Annotated in this window: 18 protein-coding genes; 11 read left to right on the top strand and 7 right to left on the bottom strand. The window is 72.2% G+C overall.

What is annotated here, in order from left to right; all coding sequences use genetic code 11:
- Positions 1-106: 106 nt before the first annotated feature.
- A complete protein-coding gene (locus MKW14_RS38425; protein WP_240871089.1) occupies positions 107-907 on the bottom strand; it encodes an enoyl-CoA hydratase/isomerase family protein in 801 nt (266 codons plus the stop codon).
- 11 nt (positions 908-918) lie between these two features.
- Positions 919-1,743, bottom strand: coding sequence for an enoyl-CoA hydratase-related protein (locus MKW14_RS38420; RefSeq protein ID WP_240871086.1), 825 nt, complete (start codon positions 1,741-1,743; stop codon positions 919-921).
- 109 nt (positions 1,744-1,852) lie between these two features.
- Between MKW14_RS38420 and MKW14_RS38415 the strand changes: the two genes are divergently transcribed.
- Both MKW14_RS38415 and MKW14_RS38410 read left to right on the top strand, forming a co-directional pair.
- Positions 1,853-3,043 (top strand): acyl-CoA dehydrogenase family protein, encoded by a 1,191-nt coding sequence (locus tag MKW14_RS38415; RefSeq protein ID WP_240871084.1) that lies wholly within the window; start codon positions 1,853-1,855, stop codon positions 3,041-3,043.
- A complete protein-coding gene (locus MKW14_RS38410; protein WP_240871083.1) occupies positions 3,043-4,011 on the top strand; it encodes an acyl-CoA dehydrogenase family protein in 969 nt (322 codons plus the stop codon). The genes MKW14_RS38415 and MKW14_RS38410 overlap by 1 nt, the downstream gene beginning before the upstream one ends.
- Before the next feature lie 349 nt (positions 4,012-4,360).
- Here MKW14_RS38410 and MKW14_RS38405 read toward each other — a convergent pair whose 3' ends face one another.
- Genes MKW14_RS38405 through MKW14_RS38385 form a run of 5 tightly spaced genes read right to left on the bottom strand, consistent with a single transcriptional unit; the run spans position 4,361 to position 7,377 of the window.
- Positions 4,361-4,978: a carboxymuconolactone decarboxylase family protein gene (locus tag MKW14_RS38405; protein ID WP_240871082.1), complete on the bottom strand. Its 618-nt coding sequence runs from the start codon at positions 4,976-4,978 to the stop codon at positions 4,361-4,363.
- The gene (locus MKW14_RS38400) at positions 4,975-6,063 is read right to left on the bottom strand and encodes a zinc-dependent alcohol dehydrogenase (protein WP_240871081.1); all 1,089 of its coding nucleotides are present in this window, start codon (positions 6,061-6,063) and stop codon (positions 4,975-4,977) included. The genes MKW14_RS38405 and MKW14_RS38400 overlap by 4 nt, the downstream gene beginning before the upstream one ends.
- Positions 6,060-6,524, bottom strand: coding sequence for a MaoC/PaaZ C-terminal domain-containing protein (locus MKW14_RS38395; RefSeq protein WP_240871080.1), 465 nt, complete (start codon positions 6,522-6,524; stop codon positions 6,060-6,062). The genes MKW14_RS38400 and MKW14_RS38395 overlap by 4 nt, the downstream gene beginning before the upstream one ends.
- Positions 6,521-6,943 carry an FAS1-like dehydratase domain-containing protein gene (locus tag MKW14_RS38390; RefSeq protein WP_240871078.1) on the bottom strand — a complete coding sequence of 141 codons (423 nt, stop codon included), beginning with the start codon at positions 6,941-6,943 and terminating at the stop codon, positions 6,521-6,523. The genes MKW14_RS38395 and MKW14_RS38390 overlap by 4 nt, the downstream gene beginning before the upstream one ends.
- A gap of 47 nt (positions 6,944-6,990) precedes the next feature.
- The gene (locus MKW14_RS38385; RefSeq protein WP_240871077.1) at positions 6,991-7,377 is read right to left on the bottom strand and encodes a PaaI family thioesterase; all 387 of its coding nucleotides are present in this window, start codon (positions 7,375-7,377) and stop codon (positions 6,991-6,993) included.
- Positions 7,378-7,469: 92 nt separating this feature from the next.
- Between MKW14_RS38385 and MKW14_RS38380 the strand changes: the two genes are divergently transcribed.
- The 9 genes from MKW14_RS38380 to MKW14_RS38340 all read left to right on the top strand — a co-directional run bounded on the left by MKW14_RS38380 (position 7,470) and on the right by MKW14_RS38340 (position 18,656).
- Positions 7,470-9,011: an AMP-binding protein gene (locus MKW14_RS38380; RefSeq protein WP_240871076.1), complete on the top strand. Its 1,542-nt coding sequence runs from the start codon at positions 7,470-7,472 to the stop codon at positions 9,009-9,011.
- Between the two features lie 21 nt (positions 9,012-9,032).
- A complete protein-coding gene (locus tag MKW14_RS38375) occupies positions 9,033-10,181 on the top strand; it encodes an acyl-CoA dehydrogenase family protein (RefSeq protein ID WP_240871075.1) in 1,149 nt (382 codons plus the stop codon).
- 52 nt (positions 10,182-10,233) lie between these two features.
- Positions 10,234-11,274, top strand: a complete 1,041-nt coding sequence (locus MKW14_RS38370) for an SGNH/GDSL hydrolase family protein (RefSeq protein ID WP_240871074.1) — start codon at positions 10,234-10,236, stop codon at positions 11,272-11,274.
- Positions 11,271-12,050 carry an SDR family NAD(P)-dependent oxidoreductase gene (locus MKW14_RS38365; protein WP_240871072.1) on the top strand — a complete coding sequence of 260 codons (780 nt, stop codon included), beginning with the start codon at positions 11,271-11,273 and terminating at the stop codon, positions 12,048-12,050. The genes MKW14_RS38370 and MKW14_RS38365 overlap by 4 nt, the downstream gene beginning before the upstream one ends.
- 29 nt (positions 12,051-12,079) lie before the next feature.
- Positions 12,080-13,624, top strand: coding sequence for a flavin-containing monooxygenase (locus MKW14_RS38360; protein ID WP_240871070.1), 1,545 nt, complete (start codon positions 12,080-12,082; stop codon positions 13,622-13,624).
- Positions 13,621-13,842, top strand: coding sequence for a hypothetical protein (locus MKW14_RS38355; protein ID WP_240871069.1), 222 nt, complete (start codon positions 13,621-13,623; stop codon positions 13,840-13,842). Before MKW14_RS38360 ends, MKW14_RS38355 begins: the two co-directional genes overlap by 4 nt.
- A 67-nt stretch (positions 13,843-13,909) precedes the next feature.
- The gene (locus tag MKW14_RS38350; RefSeq protein WP_240871068.1) at positions 13,910-15,118 is read left to right on the top strand and encodes an acyl-CoA dehydrogenase family protein; all 1,209 of its coding nucleotides are present in this window, start codon (positions 13,910-13,912) and stop codon (positions 15,116-15,118) included.
- Positions 15,119-15,177: 59 nt separating this feature from the next.
- Entirely contained in the window at positions 15,178-17,562 is a 2,385-nt protein-coding gene (locus tag MKW14_RS38345) for a CoA transferase (RefSeq protein ID WP_240871067.1), read from the top strand.
- 50 nt (positions 17,563-17,612) lie between these two features.
- Complete coding sequence (locus tag MKW14_RS38340; RefSeq protein ID WP_240871066.1) at positions 17,613-18,656, top strand: TIGR03617 family F420-dependent LLM class oxidoreductase; 1,044 nt, start codon at positions 17,613-17,615, stop codon at positions 18,654-18,656.
- Positions 18,657-19,362 lie beyond the last annotated feature (706 nt).

Below are 19,362 nucleotides of genomic sequence, written 5' to 3'. Positions count from 1 at the left end.
CTCCTTTTCTCAGGTGAAGCATGATGCCGGTGCCGCGGCCACGGGGAGCACCGGCTCGCGACGCCGGCACGGCATCTCGGCGCGGTGACTCCCTCCGGCCACGGCATCAGTTCCCGATGCGATTTTCCTGCGCCGTGAGGAAACGCCGGTGTTCGGCCTCGGTCATGCTGTAGCGCTCCGCGACGAGCGCGTAGTTGCGGGTGGAGGCGAGGGCGAGTTCGAGGTTCTGGTTCAGCGCCCTCTTGGTGTCGCGGAGTGCCTGCGCCGGCAGGCCCGCCAGCCGCTCGGCCAGGGCCAGGGCCCGAGCGGTGAGCTCGGCCGCGGGGACCACGTGGTTGGCCATGCCCATGGACACGGCCCGTTGCGCGTCCACGCGGTCGCCGAGGAAGAGGAACTCCTTGGCGCGCAACATGCCGATGTGCGCCGGGAGAACGGCCGCTCCGCCGTCGCCGGGTACCAGGCCGACCAGGATGTGCGGATCGGCGAGGAAGGCGGTGTCCGCCATGAGGACCAGGTCGCTCATGAGAGCGAGGCTGCATCCGAGGCCCACCGCGGGCCCGTTGACCGCGGCGACGACCGGAAGCGGGAACTGGAGCATCTCGACGGCGATCCGCCGGGCCTCCTCGATGATGCGCCACCGTGCCGCGGGATCGCGGTGCTCGCGCATGAAGCCGAAGTCACCCCCCGCGCTGAACGCGCGGCCGGCGCCGGTCAGGACCACCGCCCGCGCCTCGGGGTCGTCCGCCAGTTCGGCCCAGACACGGGCCAGCCGGCGGTGCATCGCCGCGTCGGCCGCGTTGAGGTCGTCCGGGCGGTTGAGGGTGACGGTCCGCACCGGTCCGTCGGCGGTGACGACGACCGGCTCGTCGGACCCCGGGGCGATGGCCTCGGTGGCTGCCGATGTCATGGGTTCTCCGATCATGGGTGGTCGGCCGGCGCGAGGGGGTTCGCCGGGTCGGGGGAACGGGGCGTGAGGGGTGCGAAGTCGGGCGGACGCCTGTCCAGGAAGCTGCGGACCCCCTCCTCGAAGTCGACCCGGTGCCCGGGGGCGTGTCCCAGCTCCTTCGCGTGGTCCTCCGCGGCGGTCCGGTCGCGCAGCCAGTCGCCGGCGATCTGCGCCTTGGTGTCGGCGAGTGCCGTGGGAGACGCGGTCCGGGCCAGACGGCGGGCGTAGTCCAGGGTCTGGTCGAGGAGGTTCTCGTCGTCGCGGACACCGTTGACGAGGCCCACGCGTTCCGCCTCCGCCGCGTCCATCCGCCGGCCGGAGAAGAGCCATTCGGTGGCGCGGGTCTGCCCGATCATCCGGGGGAGCAGCCAACTCGTGCCGTACTCCGCGTTGAGCCCACGCTGGGCGAAGGCCGGCAGGAAGTAGGCGGAGGCGGCGGCGAAGCGGATGTCGCAGGCGAGGGCCTGGACCAGCCCGAAGCCGACACAGGCCCCGTTGACCGCGGCGATGAGGGGTTTGCGGAAGCTCTGGGCGTGTGTCATACGGCGCCCCGCGGCCGGGCGGGGGAGCCGGCCGCCGGCCGCCGCGCCGAGGACCTCCATGTCGATGCCCGCGCAGAAGCCGCGGCCGGCCCCGGTCAGGACGACGACCCGGATCCCGGGATCGTCGTCGGCCCGGTCCAGGACGTCGAAATACGCGTCGCCCATCTCCATCGTCCAGGCGTTCAGGCGCTCGGGCCGGTTGAGTGTCACGGTGAGGACACCGCCCGCCACCTCAGTCAGTATGTGTTCGGACACTCCTGCAGCCTAGCAGTTGAATTCAAATTTCGGTCACAGTTCGAGGCGCTCGCCGTGTGGGTATGTTTGAATTCAAAGTCGGTACCTGCGGCGCGACGAAGGAGTCCACGTGAGACAGACCGACCGAGCGGGGAGCACGCCGGACAGTCGGGCGACGGCCGGTGTCACAGCCGTGCGTGAGCACCGTCAGCGGCTGCGTGCCTGGATCGAGTCCCGCACGGACGAGCTGAAGGAGTTCCACGGCGCTGTGTACCGCACCGCCGAGGCCGCGCTGGGAGCGGGACGACTCCTCACCCGCCTGCTGTACGACCACGGGTGGGGCCGTACCGGCTGGCCGGTTCAGGCAGGGGGACTCGGGGGCCCGCCCGTCCTGCGGTCCGTTCTCTACGACGAACTCGAACGGGCCGGCTACCCGGCGCCCGTGCAGTACGAGATGCTCGAAACCCTCGCACCGGCGGTGATCCGGTTCGCGCCGGATCTGGCGGCCCGCCTGCTGCCGTCGGCGCTGACCGGTGAGGCGACCTGGGCGCAGGGCTTCTCCGAGCCCGAGGCGGGCAGCGATCTCGCCTCGCTGCGCTGCCGTGCCCGGCGGGAGGGCGACGAGTACGTGCTCAGCGGTCAGAAGATCTGGAGCAGCCAGGGCGTCGGCGCCACCCGCATGGGCACGCTGGTGCGCACCGGTACGACGGAGAGCAGGCACCGTGGCCTGTCCATGCTGATGGTCGACCTCTCCACCCCCGGTGTGGAAGTGCGCCCGATCCGCTACGCCAACGGCCACAACGAGCTGGCGGAGGTCTTCTTCGACGGCGCCCGCGTGCCGGCCGACCGTCTGGTCGGAGACGAGGGACAGGGCTGGGCGGTGGCGATGTACCTCCTCCAGTTCGAACGGGGGAACTACGCCTGGGTCCGGCAGGCCCACATCGGGCGGCTGGTCGCGGAACTCGCCGCGCACACCGCGCCGGACACCCCCGCCGCCGCCGAGGTGGGGGCGGCCTGGCTGGCGCAGCAGGCGCTGCGGCTGCGGTGCGGGCGCACCGTCCAGCGGCTCGGCGCCGGCGAGGTAGCGGGTGCGGAGACCTCGATCGACAAGGTGCTGCTGGGCACCGCCGAACAGCGGGTGTGCGACGCCGCCCTGAGCCTGCGCCGGCCCGAGTTCCTCTTCTCCGACCGGGACGCCGACGAGGCGTGGCGGTCGGACTGGTTCTACACCCGGGCGTCGACGCTCTACGGCGGCACGGCCGAGATCCAGCGGACGATCATCGCCGACCGAGTGCTCGGTCTGCCCAGGGAGGGATCGTGATGGACGCGGACGAGACACGCCTGCTGACAGAGAGCCTGCGGGCACTGTTCGCCGAGACCTCCGATCCGGAGGGCCTCCCGGTGGCCCTGGCCGAACTCGGCTGGGACGAGGTGACCGCGGAACACCCCGCCGCGGAGGCACTGCTCTTCGAGGAACAGGGGCGCGCCCGGGCGGTGTCGGGACTGCTCGACGGTGTGGTGCTCAGGGAGCTCGGCGCGCCCCCCACCGCGGCGGTGGCCTATCGGCTCGGTACGGGCGGCGACCTCTTCGAGCCCGCCGCCCCGGTGGTGGACGGTACGGTCCGCCTCGACGCCGTGCTCCGCGCGGTCGGACCCAGGGCGTCGATCGTCGTCCCCGTGGCCGCCCCGGAAGGCACGCGCGTCCTGCGCGTCCCGTCCGCCGACGTCGAGGTCAAGGAGGTCGCCGGGCTGGACCCCGACGGCGGCTGGTCGAGGGTCACCGCCGCACTGGACCCCGCGTCGGCTGAGCCCGCGCCCCTGTGGGGCCAGGCGGTGGCAGCCGGGCGCCGGGCGCTCGCGGCGGAGTTGGTGGGCCTTGCCCGGGCCGCTTTGGAACTCGCCGTCCGGCATGTGACGGACCGGCGGCAGTTCGGCCGTCCGGTCGGCGGTTTCCAGGCGGTCCGCTTCCGGCTCGCGGAGGTCGCGGTGGGGATCGAGGCGGCGGCCGAGGCGATCAGGGTGGCCTTCGCCGACGGCGGTCCGCTGGCCGCGGCGGTCGCCAAGGCACTCGCCGGCGCGGCCGTCGACCGGGCGGTGCGCCAGGCCGCGCAGGTGTGCGGTGCGATGGGACTGACGTGGGAATTCCCCCTGCACGAGGTGATGCGCAGGGCCTACGGTCTCGACATGCTGTTCGGGGACTGGGAGACGCTCACCGCGGACCTCGGCCGTCATGTGATGGCGGCCGGGACACTTCCCCAGCTCGACCCTTTCTCGGTGCCCGCGCTCTGAACGCCTTCTCGCACCGCGCAACGGCTTCGCCGCCGCACTCACGGGCGGCGAAGCCCCGCGGTACGCGGTGGTCACCGGATGCGGCTCACTCACGCCTCGCCGGATCGCCGGCCCTGTTCCTGGCGTGACGCGCCTGTCACCGCTACCGGCGAGGGCCCTGGCGCTGACCGGGGCGCGCCCTTGGACACAGCTTGCGGCCCATGGCCGTCGGCTCTCGGCCCTGGACTCCAGATCGCCGGCGCCAGGACCAGTCGACCATGTCGCGGTCCTGACGCCCGTTCTGCGCTCCCAGCTTCCCCGGCTGACCCAAGGAGCCGAGAACTACCGCCTCACCGGCCGTTTCCTCTGCTTACTTCCGTCCGTCGCGACACGTGTTCTTCGGTGCCACGCCGTCCGGCGGCCAGGCGGTCATGCCGTCGTCCAACGGCACCCGCAGGCTCCGGACCAGGACACTCACATGGTGCCAGGTGGCCAGGACGGCGATCAGTTCCAGTTGCTCGGACTCCGAGAAGTGCTGCCGCAGGGCACGCCACGACCGGTCGCCCACCTCGCCCCGCTCGACGACCTCGTCCGCGGCGGCGAGCGCCGCGCGGTCGGCCTCCGCGAACCGGTCGCTGCCCTGCCAGTCGCGGACCGCCAGCAGATCCGCGGGATCCACACCGGCCCGCGTGGCGACCTCCCAGTGCTGCGCCCACTCGAACTCCGCCGCCGTGGTCCACCCGATGCGCATGATGAGCAGTTCGCGCAGGCGGACCGGCAGTGTGGTGCGGAACAGCAGGTCGGTGAGCACGCCGTAGAGCGCCCTCGCGTACTTCGGCCGGGCCAGCAGCATTGTCCAGATCGGCTGGGTGAGATACGCGGGATCGATCCCCACCTCCTCGGCGGCGGCGCGCGCGGCGGCCGGGGACAGCAGCGGCAGCCGGGCACCGTCGGCGGGAGGCCGGACCCGGTCCTTCCCCTCGGTCATGGCACGACCACCGCGTGCAGGGGCGGGGCGTCGCCACCGGCCATGGTCGTCAGCAGCTCGGAGAGCGCCTCGGGGTCGAGACCGACCGTGCGGCGAGGCAGCGTGCGCAGGCGCTGGTCTGCGGCGAGCAGGTCGAGCGCCGCGGAGTACGCCGCTCCGTCCACACCGCGTGCGCCCAGCAGCCGCAGTTCCTTGAGCACGATCCGGTCCGGGTTGAACTCGCGCAGCGGATGGGCGCCCCGGGTACCGGCCACCACGACCGTGCCGCCCGGCCGCACCAGATCGAGGGCCTGGACGAACGCCGCGGGCGCCGCCGCCGTCACGTCGACCACGACGTCGGCGAGGCCGCCCACCCGCTCCTTGAGCAGTGCCCGCGGATCGGCCTGGGTGACGTCGACCGCCTCGGTCGCGCCGAGAAGGCGGCCGAGTTCCAGCCGGTCGGCGTCCCGCCCGCCCGCGCCGGTCAGCAGGATGAATCCGGCCTTCGCCGCCGACGCCGCGGCCACCGCGCCCAGCCCGCGCAGCCCTGGGCCGAGCACCGCGACGACGTCGCCCTCCCGGACTCCGGGCAGGGTGACACCCCAGCGGATACCCGCCCCGAGGGGATTGAACAGCGTGGCGTGTACGGGATCCAGCCCCGCAGGGACCCGGTGGACGACGGCGTCCGTGGTGAGGACGACGTGGGTGGCGTATCCGCCCCACAGCCCCGCGCCGGAGGAGAGCGGGCTGTTGCCGTAGGAGTCGCGCAGCCCGTGCCGCCGGCACAGCGGGTAGGCACCCGAGCGGCACGGACCGCAGTCACCGCAGCGTTGGAAGACCTCGAGCGCGACGCGATCGCCCTCGGCGAGGGATCTGACCGAGAGGAACTCGGGTGTCGCCGCTTCGATCGTGCCGATCACCTCGTGTCCCGGGACGAGCGGCAGGGCCGCCGGCATGGCGCCGGTGAACATCTCGTGGTCGGTTCCGCACAGCCCGCACGCCTCGACGCGCAGCAGAGCCTCCCCGGGAAGCGGCTCGGGCACCTCGATCTCGTGGGCCACCAGTCGCCCCGGGGCCTCCAGCACCAGGGCCGTAGCGGTACTCACCGGCCCTCCCGGCCGGTGCTCCCGGTGTCGCCGAACACGAACGTCGCCCATCCTCTGAGGTGGACTCCACCGGTCTGCCGGGTCACGGTGAACTCGGCGTCGACCTCGCGCCGTCCCTCGGCCGGCCCTTCCCGGACGTCGGTGACGACGCCCGCATAGGTGAGCACGTCGCCCGGCCAGGCCTGCTCGGCGAAGCGCACCCTGAACCGCCGGATCGCGTGGGGGCCGAGCCAGCGGGCCGCGAAACCGCCCAGTACCCCCGCGGCGAGCATGCCCACCGCGAAGGGCCTGTCGAAACCGGCCGCGACGGCCTTGTCGTGGTCGTGATGCAGCGGGTTGAAGTCCCCCGAGGCGCCCTGGTAGCGGACGAAGTCGGTGACGGTGAGGGGCTTGCCGACGTACGGCTCGGCCTCGGTTCCCTTGCGGATCTCGACGGACGCATCCGCGGGCATTGAATTCATGTCCGGGCCGCCTTGGAGGTCTCGACGGTCGTCGAACGGACCTCGGCGATCACCCGGTCCTGTTCGTCCCGGTACTCGGTGACCACTTCGGTGAAGGTCATCGTGCCTCCGCGTCTGCCGTGCTTCGTGTAGCGCCGGTCGATCCGGGACTGGCCGCGCAGGGTCGTTCCCGCCGCCGGGGGCGGACCTGTGAACACGAACTCCTGCTCGGCGTGGAGCGTGCGGGCGAGCGCGCGCGGGTGGTCGCCCCACGGCGAGTTGGCCCGGCTCTGCCACAGGTCGGCGGCCATCAGGAAGGTGGGGGGTGTGACCGAGCCGTCCGTGTACGCGACATCCCGGCTCGCCACGGCACGGGCGAACTCGCGGATCTTGCCGAGTTCCACGGGGAACTCGAAGGGCTCCCCCGTGCGGCCGACCAATTCGTCTGCCTCTTCCTGGGGCTGCGCCGCAGCCCTGCCCGGCGCGTTCACGGGGCGATCCGGTAGGTCATGACGCAGCTCGCGACGGGGCGGCCGGACTCGCTGACCGCCTCGACCGTGGCGAAGTTCAGTTCCCGGGCCCTGCGCACGCACCGCCCGGTGGCGACGACGGCCTCGTTCCGGGCCGCGCCGAGGTAGTTGACGGTCAGCGAGATCGTGGAGCCCCGGGTGCCCCGCTCGTAGTCGTGCCCGTTCCACACCGCGGCCGCGCCCGTGGTGTCCAGCAGGGTGGCGACCGCGCCGCCGTGTGGTGTGCCACCGCCGTTGTCCGCCATGTCCGCCCACGGCATGCGCACCACCACCACTCCCTCCTGTCCCTCCCACTCGACGAGTTCCAGCCCAAGTGCCCTGATGAACGGCACTTTGGAGAACATGAATTCAAGAGATTTCGCATGACGGCTTCGCACGTCGATCTGAGTCATGGCATGATGCTAGCAACTTTGAATTCATCTTGGGAGGTTCTGGAGTGGCCGACCATCACTACGTGCGGGCGCTGGAGGCGTTCGCCCGTCTCGATCCGGACCGCCCTCTGGTGGGAACCCCGGACGGGACGATCTCGGCAGGCCGGCTCCACAGGAACGCGTCGGCACTCGCCGGCCACCTGCACCGCACCGCACGGTTGGAGGGACGGCCGGTCACGACGATGCTGGTGAACCGTCCGGCGATCCTGGAGACGTTCTACGCGGCGCTGATGCTGGGCTCGCCACCGGCGAACGTGAATCCCCGTTACACCGCGCAGGAGATCGCCGAGATCGTGCGGGACTGCGACGCCGGCGCCCTGGTGTACGAACCCGCCGCCGCCGACGAGGTCGCTCGCGCCGTCAAGCTCCTGGACCGCCCCGTGGCACTTCTGGAGGCGACATCGCAGGAGTGGTACGAGGCCCTGGCCGGTGACCCCGCACCGCCACGGAGGCTCTCGCCGCACGACAGGCTGCTGTGGTATACGGGGGGCACCACGGGCCGCCCCCGGGGCGTCGTCTGGGAGGTGGACACCCACTACCGCATGTTGTGGGAGGTCATCCGCCCCGGCACCGAGCCGCCCGACCCCCGGACGGTGGCCGCCGGGGCCACCCGCCCCGCTCCGACCACGTTGCCGGCCTCTCCGCTGGCCCACGGCACGGCCATGGGCCTGGCACTGAACGCGCTGAACGGCGGCGGCGTCGTGGTCCTCCACGAGCAGGCGTCGTTCGACGCGCGCGCCACCCTCGAACTCGCCGAGCGCCATCGCGTCCGGGTGCTCGGCATCGTGGGCGACGCCTATGCCAGACCACTCCTGGCCGAACTGGAGACCGGCCGGTGGGCCGGCCGGCTCGACGCGCTCTCGGCGCTGTCGTCGTCGGGAGCCGTATGGAGCCCGGAGGTGCGGGAGAGCCTGTCGGCACACCTGCCGGGCATCCGACTGATCGACAACTTCGGTTCCACCGAGGCTCTCGTCAGCCGGGACGTGGACGGCAAGGGCTTCCAGCCCCGCGAGGGGCTCGTCGTCCTCGGGCCCGACAACCGGCCGGTGCTCCCGGGGTCCGGGCGGGTCGGACTCGTGGCGACCGCCGGACGCCTGCCCCTGGGATACCTGAACGACCCGGTCAAGACCGCGGAGTCGTTCCGGGAGGTGGACGGCGTGCGGTACCTGGTGATCGGCGACGAGGCGGTCGTCAACGAGGACGGCACCATCCGCATCCTGGGCCGGGGCAACGCCTGCATCAACACCGGTGGGGAGAAGGTCTGGCCCGAGGAGGTCGAGATCGTCGTACGCGACCACCCGGACGTCACCGACGCCGCGATCATCGGCCTGCCCGACGAGAAGTGGGGCGAGCGCGTCACCGGGGTCGTCGCCGTCCGCAACGGCGTCAGCGACGCCGAGCTCACCGCCCACTGCCGGAGCCGGCTGACCCCGTACAAGTGCCCCAAGACCTGGATCCGGGTGGACGAGGTGCCCCGCACCTACGTGGGCAAACCCGACTACGCCGCTGTCCGCGCCGCCGCCGGGATCCACACGAGGATCTCCTGACGACTTCCTGAGAGGACCCGCATGCGCCGTACCCTCTACACCCAGGAACACGAGGACCTCCGTCACCTCGTGCGCACCTTCCTCGCCAAGGAGGTCGCTCCGTACTTCGCGGAATGGGAGCGGGCGGGCGCCGTGCCCCGGTCCCTCTACCACCGCCTGGGCGAACTCGGGATCATGGGCCTGTCCGTGCCGCAGGAGTACGGGGGTGCGGGCAGCGACGACTACCGGTTCAACGCGGTGCTCCAGGAGGAGATCAACCGCGCCACGTTCACCCTGGGCACGCTCCGCACCCACCTGGACATCGTCCTGCCGTACTTCCTGCACCTCGCCGACGCCGAGCAGCGCGCGCGGTGGTTCCCCGGCATCGCCGCCGGCGACCTGTTCACCGCCATCGCCATGACCGAGCCGGGGACCGGATCGGACCTCGCGGGCGTCACCACCACCGCCACCCGCGACGGCGGCCACTACGTCCTGAACGGCGCCAAGACCTTCATCAGCGGTGGCCTGCACGCGGACCTCGTGATCGTGCTGGCCCGTACCTCCACCGACACGGGTGACCGCAGGGCGGGGCTGTCGCTGATCGTGGTGGAGCGGGGGATGCCCGGTTTCGAGGTCGGCAGGGTCCTGCCGAAGATCGGTATCAAAGTCCAGGACACGGTGGAGCTGTCCTTCACCGATGTGCGGGTGCCGGTGGCCAACCTCCTGGGCGAGGAGGGAGCCGGGTTCGGATATCTGGGGCACAACCTCCCGCAGGAGCGGCTGGCCATCGCCGTCGGCGCGGTCGCCGCGGCACGAGCCGCGCTCGACGTCACCGTCGAGTACGTCACGCAACGGCACGTCTTCGGCAGGCCGGTCGGCCACTTCCAGAACACCAAGTTCGAACTCGCCGCCATGGAGACGGAGCTGACGGCCGGACAGGTCCTGGTGGACCGCGCCGTGCAGGACCATGTCGCGGGCGAGCTGACCCCGGTGGACGCCGCCAAGGTCAAGCTGTTCTGCACCGAACTGCAGGGCCGGGTGGCCGACCGCTGCCTCCAGCTCTTCGGCGGCTACGGCTACATGCTGGAGTACCCCATCGCCCGGCTCTACGCCGACGCCCGCGTCACGCGCATCTACGGCGGCACGAGCGAGGTCATGAAGTCGATCATCAGCAAGTCGCTGGGTCTGTGACACCGGCCCGTCGACAGCCAGGCGTTCAACTATCCGGACAGAGGTGTTCGAGATGCTCTCAGTCGCCGGTGAGGACAGGAGCGGCAAGCCCGCAGAGGGGCTGCCGGAACTCGGCGCCTTCGTCCGGGGCTGCCGGGCGGGGGTGGGCCGGCTCGGTGAGGACGTGCGCCCGAGGCTTCCGGCGGACACCTGGAGCGCGGCCGCCGTACCCGCCGGGGTGGTGGTGGAACTCGTCTCCCACGCACAGGCCCTGGTGCTCGTCCTGGAGACCGCACCGCGGCATCCGCTCGCCGCACCCACCACAGGGGACCACGTCACCGTCTGGCAGGGCGAGCGGAAGGTGGGCCAGGTCGAGGTGCCCGCGGACGGCGGACCGGTCACGGTGCCGCTCAGGCCCGACGGAGCCGCCTACACCCTGCACCTGCCCGAGGCCCGGCTCGGGCGGATCGTCTCCCTGGAACCGGTCCGGGGCCGGGTGGAGCCGGTGGCGGACCGGCCGCGGTGGCTCGCCTACGGCGACTCCATCACCCAGGGCTGGTCGGTGTCCGACCCGGCGTGCGCCTACCCCGCGACGGTGGCTCGCCGGTACGGCTTCGAGGCATGGAACCTCGGGTTCGCGGGCGCTGCCAGGGGCGAGATCGCGGCCGCCCAGTACCTGGCGACCCTCGAGGCCGACGTGATCTCCCTCGCGTTCGGTACCAACAACTGGAGCGTGCTGCCCACCGGGCCGCAGCACATGGCCGGGCTCCTGCGCGACTTCGTCGCCGTCGTCCGGTCGGGACACCCCCGGACGCCGCTGGTGGTGATCAGCCCCCTCCTGCGGCCCGAAGCCGAGGACCGGCCGAACGCGGTCGGCGCGACGCTCGCGGACCTGCGCCACGCCGTCGAGGAGACGGTCGGTGAACTCGCGCGGGAGGACCGGGCGCTGAGGCTGCTCGCGGGCGGGGAGCTGGTCGGCGCCGGTGAACTCGTCGACGGGATCCACCCCGGTGACGCGGGGCACCGCAGGATCGCCGACGCCCTCGGCCCGGTCCTTGCGCAGATGGTCGAAGCGGGCCGAGCCGCGGCCCCGGACGATGGGACGACACGATGAACACAACAGGCAGGCCCGGGCTGACGCTCGGCCTCGAGGGACGCAGCGCCGTCGTCGTGGGCACCGGTCCCGCGATCGGCAGGGCGTGCGCGGTCGGTCTCGCGCGCGCCGGGGCCCGCATCGCCTGCTTCGACCGCGACGAGGCGGCCGCCAAGTCCTCCGCCGACGCCGCGCAGGCGGCGGGCGGCGAGAGCACGGCCCACGTCGTCGACGTCCTCGACCGCGGCGCGGTCCGCGCCGCCTTCGCCGAGGTCGCCCGGCTGCGCGGAGGGGTGGACGTCGTCGTCGACGTGGTGGGGGCGTCGCGTTGGTCACCGAGCGCCGACACCTCCGACGGCGACTGGGACGACGTGCTCGCGCTCAACCTGCGTCAGCAGTGGGTGGTGGCGCAGGAGGCACTCAGGCACATGATCCCCGCGGGTTCGGGTTCACTCGTGTGCATCGCGTCGGTGAGCGGGCTGGCGGCCTCGACCCTGCACGGCGCCTACGGCGCGGCGAAGGCCGGCCTGATGAGTCTCGTGCGGACCCTCGCCGTGGAGAACGGCGCCCACGGGATCCGGGTGAACGCCGTCGCGCCCGGCACCATCGACACCCCGGCGCGCGCCGGTGACACGGCCCTGGCGGCCAAGGTCCCGCTCCGCCGCCGGGGCCGCCCCGAGGACATCGGTGACGCGGCGGTCTTCCTGTCCTCCGCCGCGGCGTCGTACATCAGCGGCCACGTGCTCGTCGTCGACGGTGCCGCGTCGGTCGTCCACCCGCTCATCGCACTCGACTGACAACGCCGACACCAGAGGTGATGCTGACCATGATCCGCGGAACACTTGCCGGCGGCGGCGAAGAGCCCGTCATCGCCGTGATCGGCGCGGGGTTCGCCGGAATCGGCGCCGCCGTACGGCTGCGGCGCGCGGGATTCAGGCGGGTGACGCTGCTGGAACGGGCCGAGGGGCCCGGCGGCACCTGGTGGCACAACACGTACGAGGGCGCCGAGGTCGACACCCCCTCGATGCTCTACAGCTACTCGTGGATGCCGTGGAACTGGACCAGGACCCACGTCCGCCAGGCCGAACTGCGGGACTATCTCGCCGCCGTCCTCGACGCCTTCGACCTCCGCGACCGCTGCCGCTTCGGAGTGACGGTGGACCGCGTGGAATGGGACGCGGGGGCGCGGGAGTACTCGCTGAGGTCGGGCCGCGACGAGATCATGCGGGCCCGGTACGTCGTCAGCGCGGTCGGTCTGCTGAGCGACCCCAGGATGCCGGACCTGCCCGGCCTCAACACCTTCGAGGGGCCCGTCTTCCACTCCTCGCAGTGGAGGCACGACGTCGACCTGAGCGGCAAACGCGTCGCGGTCGTCGGATCCGGGTCCACCGCCACCCAACTCGTGCCGGCACTGCGCGACAAGGCCAAGCAGGTGACGATGTTCTCCCGCGAGCCGAACTGGATCGTGCCGAAGCGCGCGCGCCCGTACACGGACAAGGAGAGGCGCGCACTCGACTCCCGCGTGGCGCAGCGCATCGTGCGCGCCTCGACGATCTACCGGCGGGACAAGGCGCAGTTCGGCGGCGCCCTGTGGCGTTCCGGATCCCCGCAGAACACGGCGGCCGAGAACGCCGCCCGCGGCTACCTGGAAGCCTCGCTGGGGGAACGCCCGGACCTCCTCGAAGCGCTGACACCGCGCTACCCGTATGGCGGTAAACGCCCGGTGATCAGCGACGACTTCTACACCGCCGTACTGGCCGACAACGTCCAACTGGTCCCGCACGCGGTGCGCGAGGTCACCGAACACGGGCTGGTGGACGCCACCGGGGTCGAGCGCGAGTTCGACGTCCTGATCATGGCGACCGGCTTCAAGGCCGACTTCCTGTCCACGCTTCAGGTCACGGGCCGCGACGGCCAGGAGATCCATCGCCACTGGAACGGCGACGAACGAGCGTTCCTCGGCGTGATGGTCCCCGGATTCCCCAACTTCTTCATCATGTACGGGCCGAACACCAACGGCGGCACCATCGTCACCAACCTGGAACTGCAGGCCTCCTTCCTCACCGCCGCGGTCAAGCGTGCCGAACGGGGCGGCGCCGGGGAGGTCGAGGTCAGGGGGTGGGCGGCCGAGGCGTACGACCGGGCGGTCCAGCGGATGCTCCAGGGCACCGCCTTCCAGTACGGCAACAACTACTACCGCAGCGGATCGGGCCGGATCTCCACCCAGTGGCCCGACGGAGTGCTGCTGTACGCGCTGCTGACGAAGCTCCTGCGCGGCCCCTTCCTGCGGGTCACGCCGGGTACGCGCGGCCGGGCGGGCGCCGGGGGAGCCGAGGGCCGCGAACGCGCCGCATCGGAGGTCTCCTCATGAAGCGCACCCGCGCGAGGGCCGCACTGGGCGCGCTGGCCGTGCCGTTGCTCGCGGCCGTGGTCCCCGGCGCCGTGCTGAGGTGCCGGCGAACGGTGCAGGCCGTACGGATCCTGCGGGCCGTGGACACGGGCTCGGTGGTGAACGCCGGCCCGGCGCCCGCCCCGACGACGCCCGACGCCGGGACGCCCGACGCGGAGACGACCACGCGGGCTCGCTGAGCGGGACGGCCCCCTCGCGAGCCGCCCCCCGGAAACGACCGAACAACCCTTTCGAGGAGGACACCTCATGACAACCGAGGTCGTCGACACCACAGCGTCACAGGAAGCGGGAACCGGCCCGGTCACCGAGTCCTTCGTGGACCGGGCGAGGAGTCTCGCGCCGCTCATCGAGTCGGAGGCCGACGCCATCGAGGAGGGCGGAAGGCTCACCGCGTCCGTGGTCGAGGCCATCCGCGACAACAACCTCTTCTGGGTGGGCGTGCCCGAGACGGCCGGCGGCAGCGGCGGCGAGGTCTGCGACGCCATCGAGGTGATCGAGGAACTGGCGCGCGCGGACGCCTCGGTCGGCTGGATCGCCATGGTCAACATCAGCGCGGCCGCCATGATCGCCGGTTTCCTGCCCGAGGACGGCGTGCGGCGCCTGTACTCCGGCACCTCGCGCGCGCTCATGGCCGGGTACGCGGCTCCCGTCGGCAAGGGCCGCCGGGCCGACGGGGGATTCGAGGTCTCCGGGCACTGGACCTTCGCCAGCGGGTGCGACTGGGCCGACTGGTTCGGCGTCGGCTTCACGGTCGTCGACGAAAAGGGCAAACCCGCCCTCGACGAGAACGGGCAGCGGCAGGCCCTCTACGCCGTCATACCGCGCGATGCGGCCCGGATCGTCCGGAACTGGGATGTGACGGGTCTGCGGGGAACCGGCAGTCACGACCTGGAATCGGACGGGGTGTTCGTGCCGGACAGCATGGTCCTGGACGCGTACTCACTCACTCCCGTCCGCTCGGACGCCGTCTTCCACCTCGGCAAGGACGGGATCGCGGTCGCCGGCCACGCCGGCGTGGCGCTGGGCCTGATGAAGCGGGCCCTGGAAGAGGTCGCCGGGATCACGGACGGGAAGGCCCGGCGGGGCTACCCGGTGCCCGTGGCCGACCACCCCGTCTTCGGGTTCGAGTTCGCGAAGGCGGACGCGCAGTACCGAAGCGCCCGCGCCTACCTGATGGAGACCTTCCGGGCGGCGCAGGAGCAGGCCGTACGGGAGCAGCGGGTCGACCCGGAGCTGCGGGCACGGATGCGCCAGGCCGCGGTCTGGGCGCACCGCGTCGTCGACGACGTCGTCGGCTTCGCCCGGCTCTGGGGCGGCACCCAGGCGTTCCGCAACCCCAGCGTCCTGGGGCGGGTGGTCCGGGACGCCGCCGTGCTGACCCAGCATCTGCACGTCGACAACATCTGGCTCGTAGATGTGGCCCCCCAGCTGCTGCAGGGCGCGAAGAAGAACTGACCGCCGGCCGCGCGAGCGCGGATCACCGCGGCCGACCGACGTGGGAGAGGAAGACAAGCGTGTCAGGAACGGAAGACGGGCGGCCGGCGTCCGCGTTGGCCGATGTCCGGGTGCTCGACCTCAGCGTCGGCATCGCGGGCCAGGTGGCCGCGATGGTGCTGGGCGACTACGGCGCCGAAGTGATCAGGATCGAGACGGACCCGCCCGCCGACCGGGACCCCGGTGCGCCGATGTGGGACCGGAACAAGCGGGTCATGAGGACCGGATCCGCCGAGGAGGCGGTCGCCTCGCTGCTGGCGACGGCCGATGTCGTGGTCACCACACGGAGTGCGTCGGCGGCGACGGCGGACGGGGGGCGGACCGCCAACCCTCGGCTCGTGCACCTCTCGCTTCCCCGCTTCCGGGTCGACGAGCAGGTCCCGTCCCGGTCGGCCGACGGCCTGATGACCGCGGCGAGCGGCATCGCGCGACGGCAGTCTTCGTACGACGGGGGCCCGGTCGAACCCGTCTTCCCGTACGTCAGCTATCAGCAGGCCCTGTGGGGTGCGACCTGCGCCGTCGCGGCCCTGGTCGAGCGTGAGCGGACCGGCCTGGGACAGCGGGTCACGGTCGACGGTATGCACGGGGCGCTCATCACGGGTGCCGCGACCATGGTGGTCGACCCCGAGGTGCCGCCGCCGCCCACCGCGGTCGGACCGCACGGCCCGAACCCCGCCTACTCCACCTACCGCTGCGCGGACGGGAACTGGCTCCTGCTGGGCGCGCTCACGCCCAAGTTCCAGATCGCCGCGTTCGCTCTGCTCGGCACCTCCGACCTGTTGACGGACCCGCGTGTCGACGGCGACCACACCAGGCTGTATGCGGTGGACAACCGCGACTGGGTGCGTCGGCGCCTCGCGGCGGCCTTCGCCACCAGGCCCCGGGACGAGTGGCTGCGGCTGCTGGACGAGGTGGACTGCCCGGCCGGTGTCGTTGCCGAGGCCGGCGCGTATCTCGACCATCCACAGATGCTCGCCCTGGGCCAGCGCAAGACGGTCGAGGACCCCGAGGCGGGCCGGGTCGAGATGCCCTGGGCACCCGTGGAGTTCCAACTGACCCCGCCCGTCGAGCCGCGGCCGCGTGCCTACGTGAGCGACGCCGAGTGGCGGCCGCGCGACCGCGCGGAATCCCCCCGGGGCCCGGTCGGCCGGCTGTCCGCGACGGCGCCCGCGGCGGGACCGCTCGCCGGCCTGCGGGTACTGGACCTGGGCGCCGTGCTCGCGGGACCGTTCGCCGGGTCGCTCCTGGCCGAACTGGGCGCGGAGGTCGTCAAGGTGGAGCAGAGCGCGGGGGACGACTTCCGCCAGATCGGCTGGCACTACAACCGCGGGCAGCGCAGTCTGGCCGTGAACCTGCGCGATCCGGCCGGCCATGACGCCTTCCGCGCCGTGGTACGGGAGTCCGACGTCGTCCTCGACAACTTCCGGCCGGGCGTGCTGGAGCGCCTGCGCATCGACCACACAGCGCTCACCCGGGTACGGCCGGACATCGTGACCGGTTCGATCACGGGATTCGGCGACGTCGGACCCTTCGCGGGCAAGCCCGGGTTCGACCCGATCCTCCAGGCGGTGTCGGGGATGATGGCCGCCCAGGGCGGCGACGGGGACCCGGTGTTCTCCAGCATCGCGGTCAACGACGTCACCGCGGCGTGCGCCACCGCACTCGGCTCCTGCGTCGGGCTCTACCACCGGGCGCGTACCGGCGAGGGACAGCGGTTCGGCGTGTCGCTCACGGCCGTCGCCGCCTTCATGCAGTGCGGTGAACTCACCCGGTACCCCACCCGCCCGGCGGTCACCCGGGGCGGGGCCGACTATCAGGGGCCTTCCGCACTGGACCGGCTCTATCCCACGGCGGACGGATTCGTACGACTCCGGCTGCCGTCGGCCCGGGTGCTCGCGGACGCCGGGATCAGTACGACGCCGTCGCTCCCGCCGGACGAGGCGGCGTCCGAGCCGGTGCCCCGGCAGGCGACGGCCGCCGCGTCGCGACGCCCGGCACGCACGACGCTCCCCGACGGGCGGACGCCGTCTGCCGGGGCACTTGCCGCCGCTCTGCGTGAGATCGACACCGCGGACGTGGTCAAGCGCCTCACCGACGCCGGAGGAGCGGTCACCGCGGCGGTCACCTACCTCGACCTCACCACGGATCCCGACGTGCTCGCGGCGGAGTACCTCCTGCCCATCGACCGCGCAGACGGGACGACGCTGTTCGTCCCCGGGAGGTACGCCCGATTCGACCGGGGACGGCGCCCGGGAGTGCTGCGGGCCCCCGGGCTGGGCGAGCACTCGCGGGACGTGCTCCGCGCGGCCGGGCTGACCGACGAGGCCGTCGACCGGCTCGTCGCCTCCGGCGCCGTGACCGAGGGCGGACCGCTGACCCACTTCACCGTCGCGCTCTACCGCTGACGCGGCCGGGCCGCCCCCCGATACCGACCGAAGGAAGGCAAGGAAGGCACATGAAGGTCGACGCGAAGTTGAGCCGGACGGACAAGGACGGGGGAGCGCGCCCCGTCTCGGACATCGCGGAACAGGCGCGGGACGCCGAGAACGCGGGCTATCACGCGTTGTGGGGCGGCGAGTCGGCGTACGACCCCTTCCTCCCGCTGGTGCCGGCCGCCGGGGCCACCACACGGCTGGAGGTGGGTACCGCCGTGGCCGTCGCGTTCGCCCGCAGCCCGATGACCCTGGCGTACACCGCCCACGACCTGAACCTGCTCGCGGACGGCCGGCTTCTGCTGGGGCTCGGCAGTCAGGTCCGGCCGCACGTCGAACGCCGCTTCGGCATGCCCTGGAGCCGGCCGGCGAGCCGGATGCGGGAGTTCGTGGAGGCGATGCGGGCGATCTGGTCCGCGTGGAACGAGGGCACCAGGCTGGACTTCCGCGGCGACTTCTACCAGCACACGCTGATGACGCCGTTCTTCTCGCCCGCACCGAGTCCGAGCGGTCCGCCGAAGGTGTACCTGGCCGGGGTGGGCGACCGGATGACCGAGGTCGCCGGGGCCGTGTGCGACGGGTTCCTCCCGCACCCGTTCACCACCGAGAGGTACCTGAGGGAGCACACCCTGCCGATTCTGCGCGGCGCGCTTCAGAAGGCGGGCCGTGACCTCGGTGGCTTCTCCGTCAGCCTGTCCGGCATGGTGGTCACCGGGCGGTCGGAGGAGGAGTTCGAGGCGGCCGCCTCCGCGATGCGGCGGCAGATCGCCTTCTACGGCAGTACGCCCGCCTACCGCGGCGTCCTCGAACTGCACGGTTGGGGTGACCTCGGACAGGAACTGGCGAATCTGGCCCGGGGCGACTCCGAGGACCGGTGGCGCCGGATGGGTGACCTGGTCGACGACGAGGTTCTGCACGCCTTCGCCGTGGTCGCCGAACCGGACAGGCTGGCCCAGGCCGTCGCGGCGCGCTTCGGCGGCCTCGTGGACCGCTTCTCCTTCTACTCCCCCTACCAGCACGATCCGGGCATCTGGGCGCCCGCGGTGGCCGAGCTCTCGAAGCTCTGAGCTCCTTGGCCCGGACGTGTACATGGACGTCAACCGTGGCTGGAGACGCCGGATAGGGCCTTCAGCCGCTTGCACCGGATGGTTCACTTCACCTGGCCGCCCGGCGTTTCATGACGACTCGGCCGCTGACCGGCATTCGCGACCGCGATGCCCCGCGGCGCTTCTACGAACGCAAGCGCAGCGAGGGCAAGCGACACGTTCAAGCGATCCTCGCCCCGGCCCGGCGACGAGTGAACGGCTCAAAAGGGGGTTCGGCCCGCTCACACCGGGCGGCGCAGAACCGTCGCCTCGATCTCGTCCCCCACGCCTTGGCAGACCGTCTCCGCGGTCGATACACCGCTCGGCCGTTGTATCGACTGCTCGTCGGGGAGACTCGGCGGGGAGGCCGAAGGCGACGGCCGGATTGATCGCGGTGCCCTGCTCGGCAACGGCCTGGCCGAGGAGACCGGTCTGGCGCACGGAACGGGTGAAGCCGTCGAGCAGGAATCCGCCGGCGTGGGCTGGTCGAGTCGGCTCGTGATGAGGGTGGTGATGAGCCGTGAGGCACCAGATCCCCGGCCTCGGTACGCCGCTTGAGGGTCCGGCCGAGCTCGGTGCCGTCGCTGATCCGGGCGCGGAAGAGGTCTCCGCTGGAGATCACCGGCACCGAGATGCGCTCGGCCGGAACGCGGGCCGCGGTTCCTGATCAGCCCTGTGCCGGTGTTGT

Source organism: Streptomyces gilvus, from assembly GCF_022513565.1.
GTDB classification, from domain to species: domain Bacteria; phylum Actinomycetota; class Actinomycetes; order Streptomycetales; family Streptomycetaceae; genus Streptomyces; species Streptomyces gilvus.
This window is presented reverse-complemented; position numbering and strand designations above follow the sequence as displayed.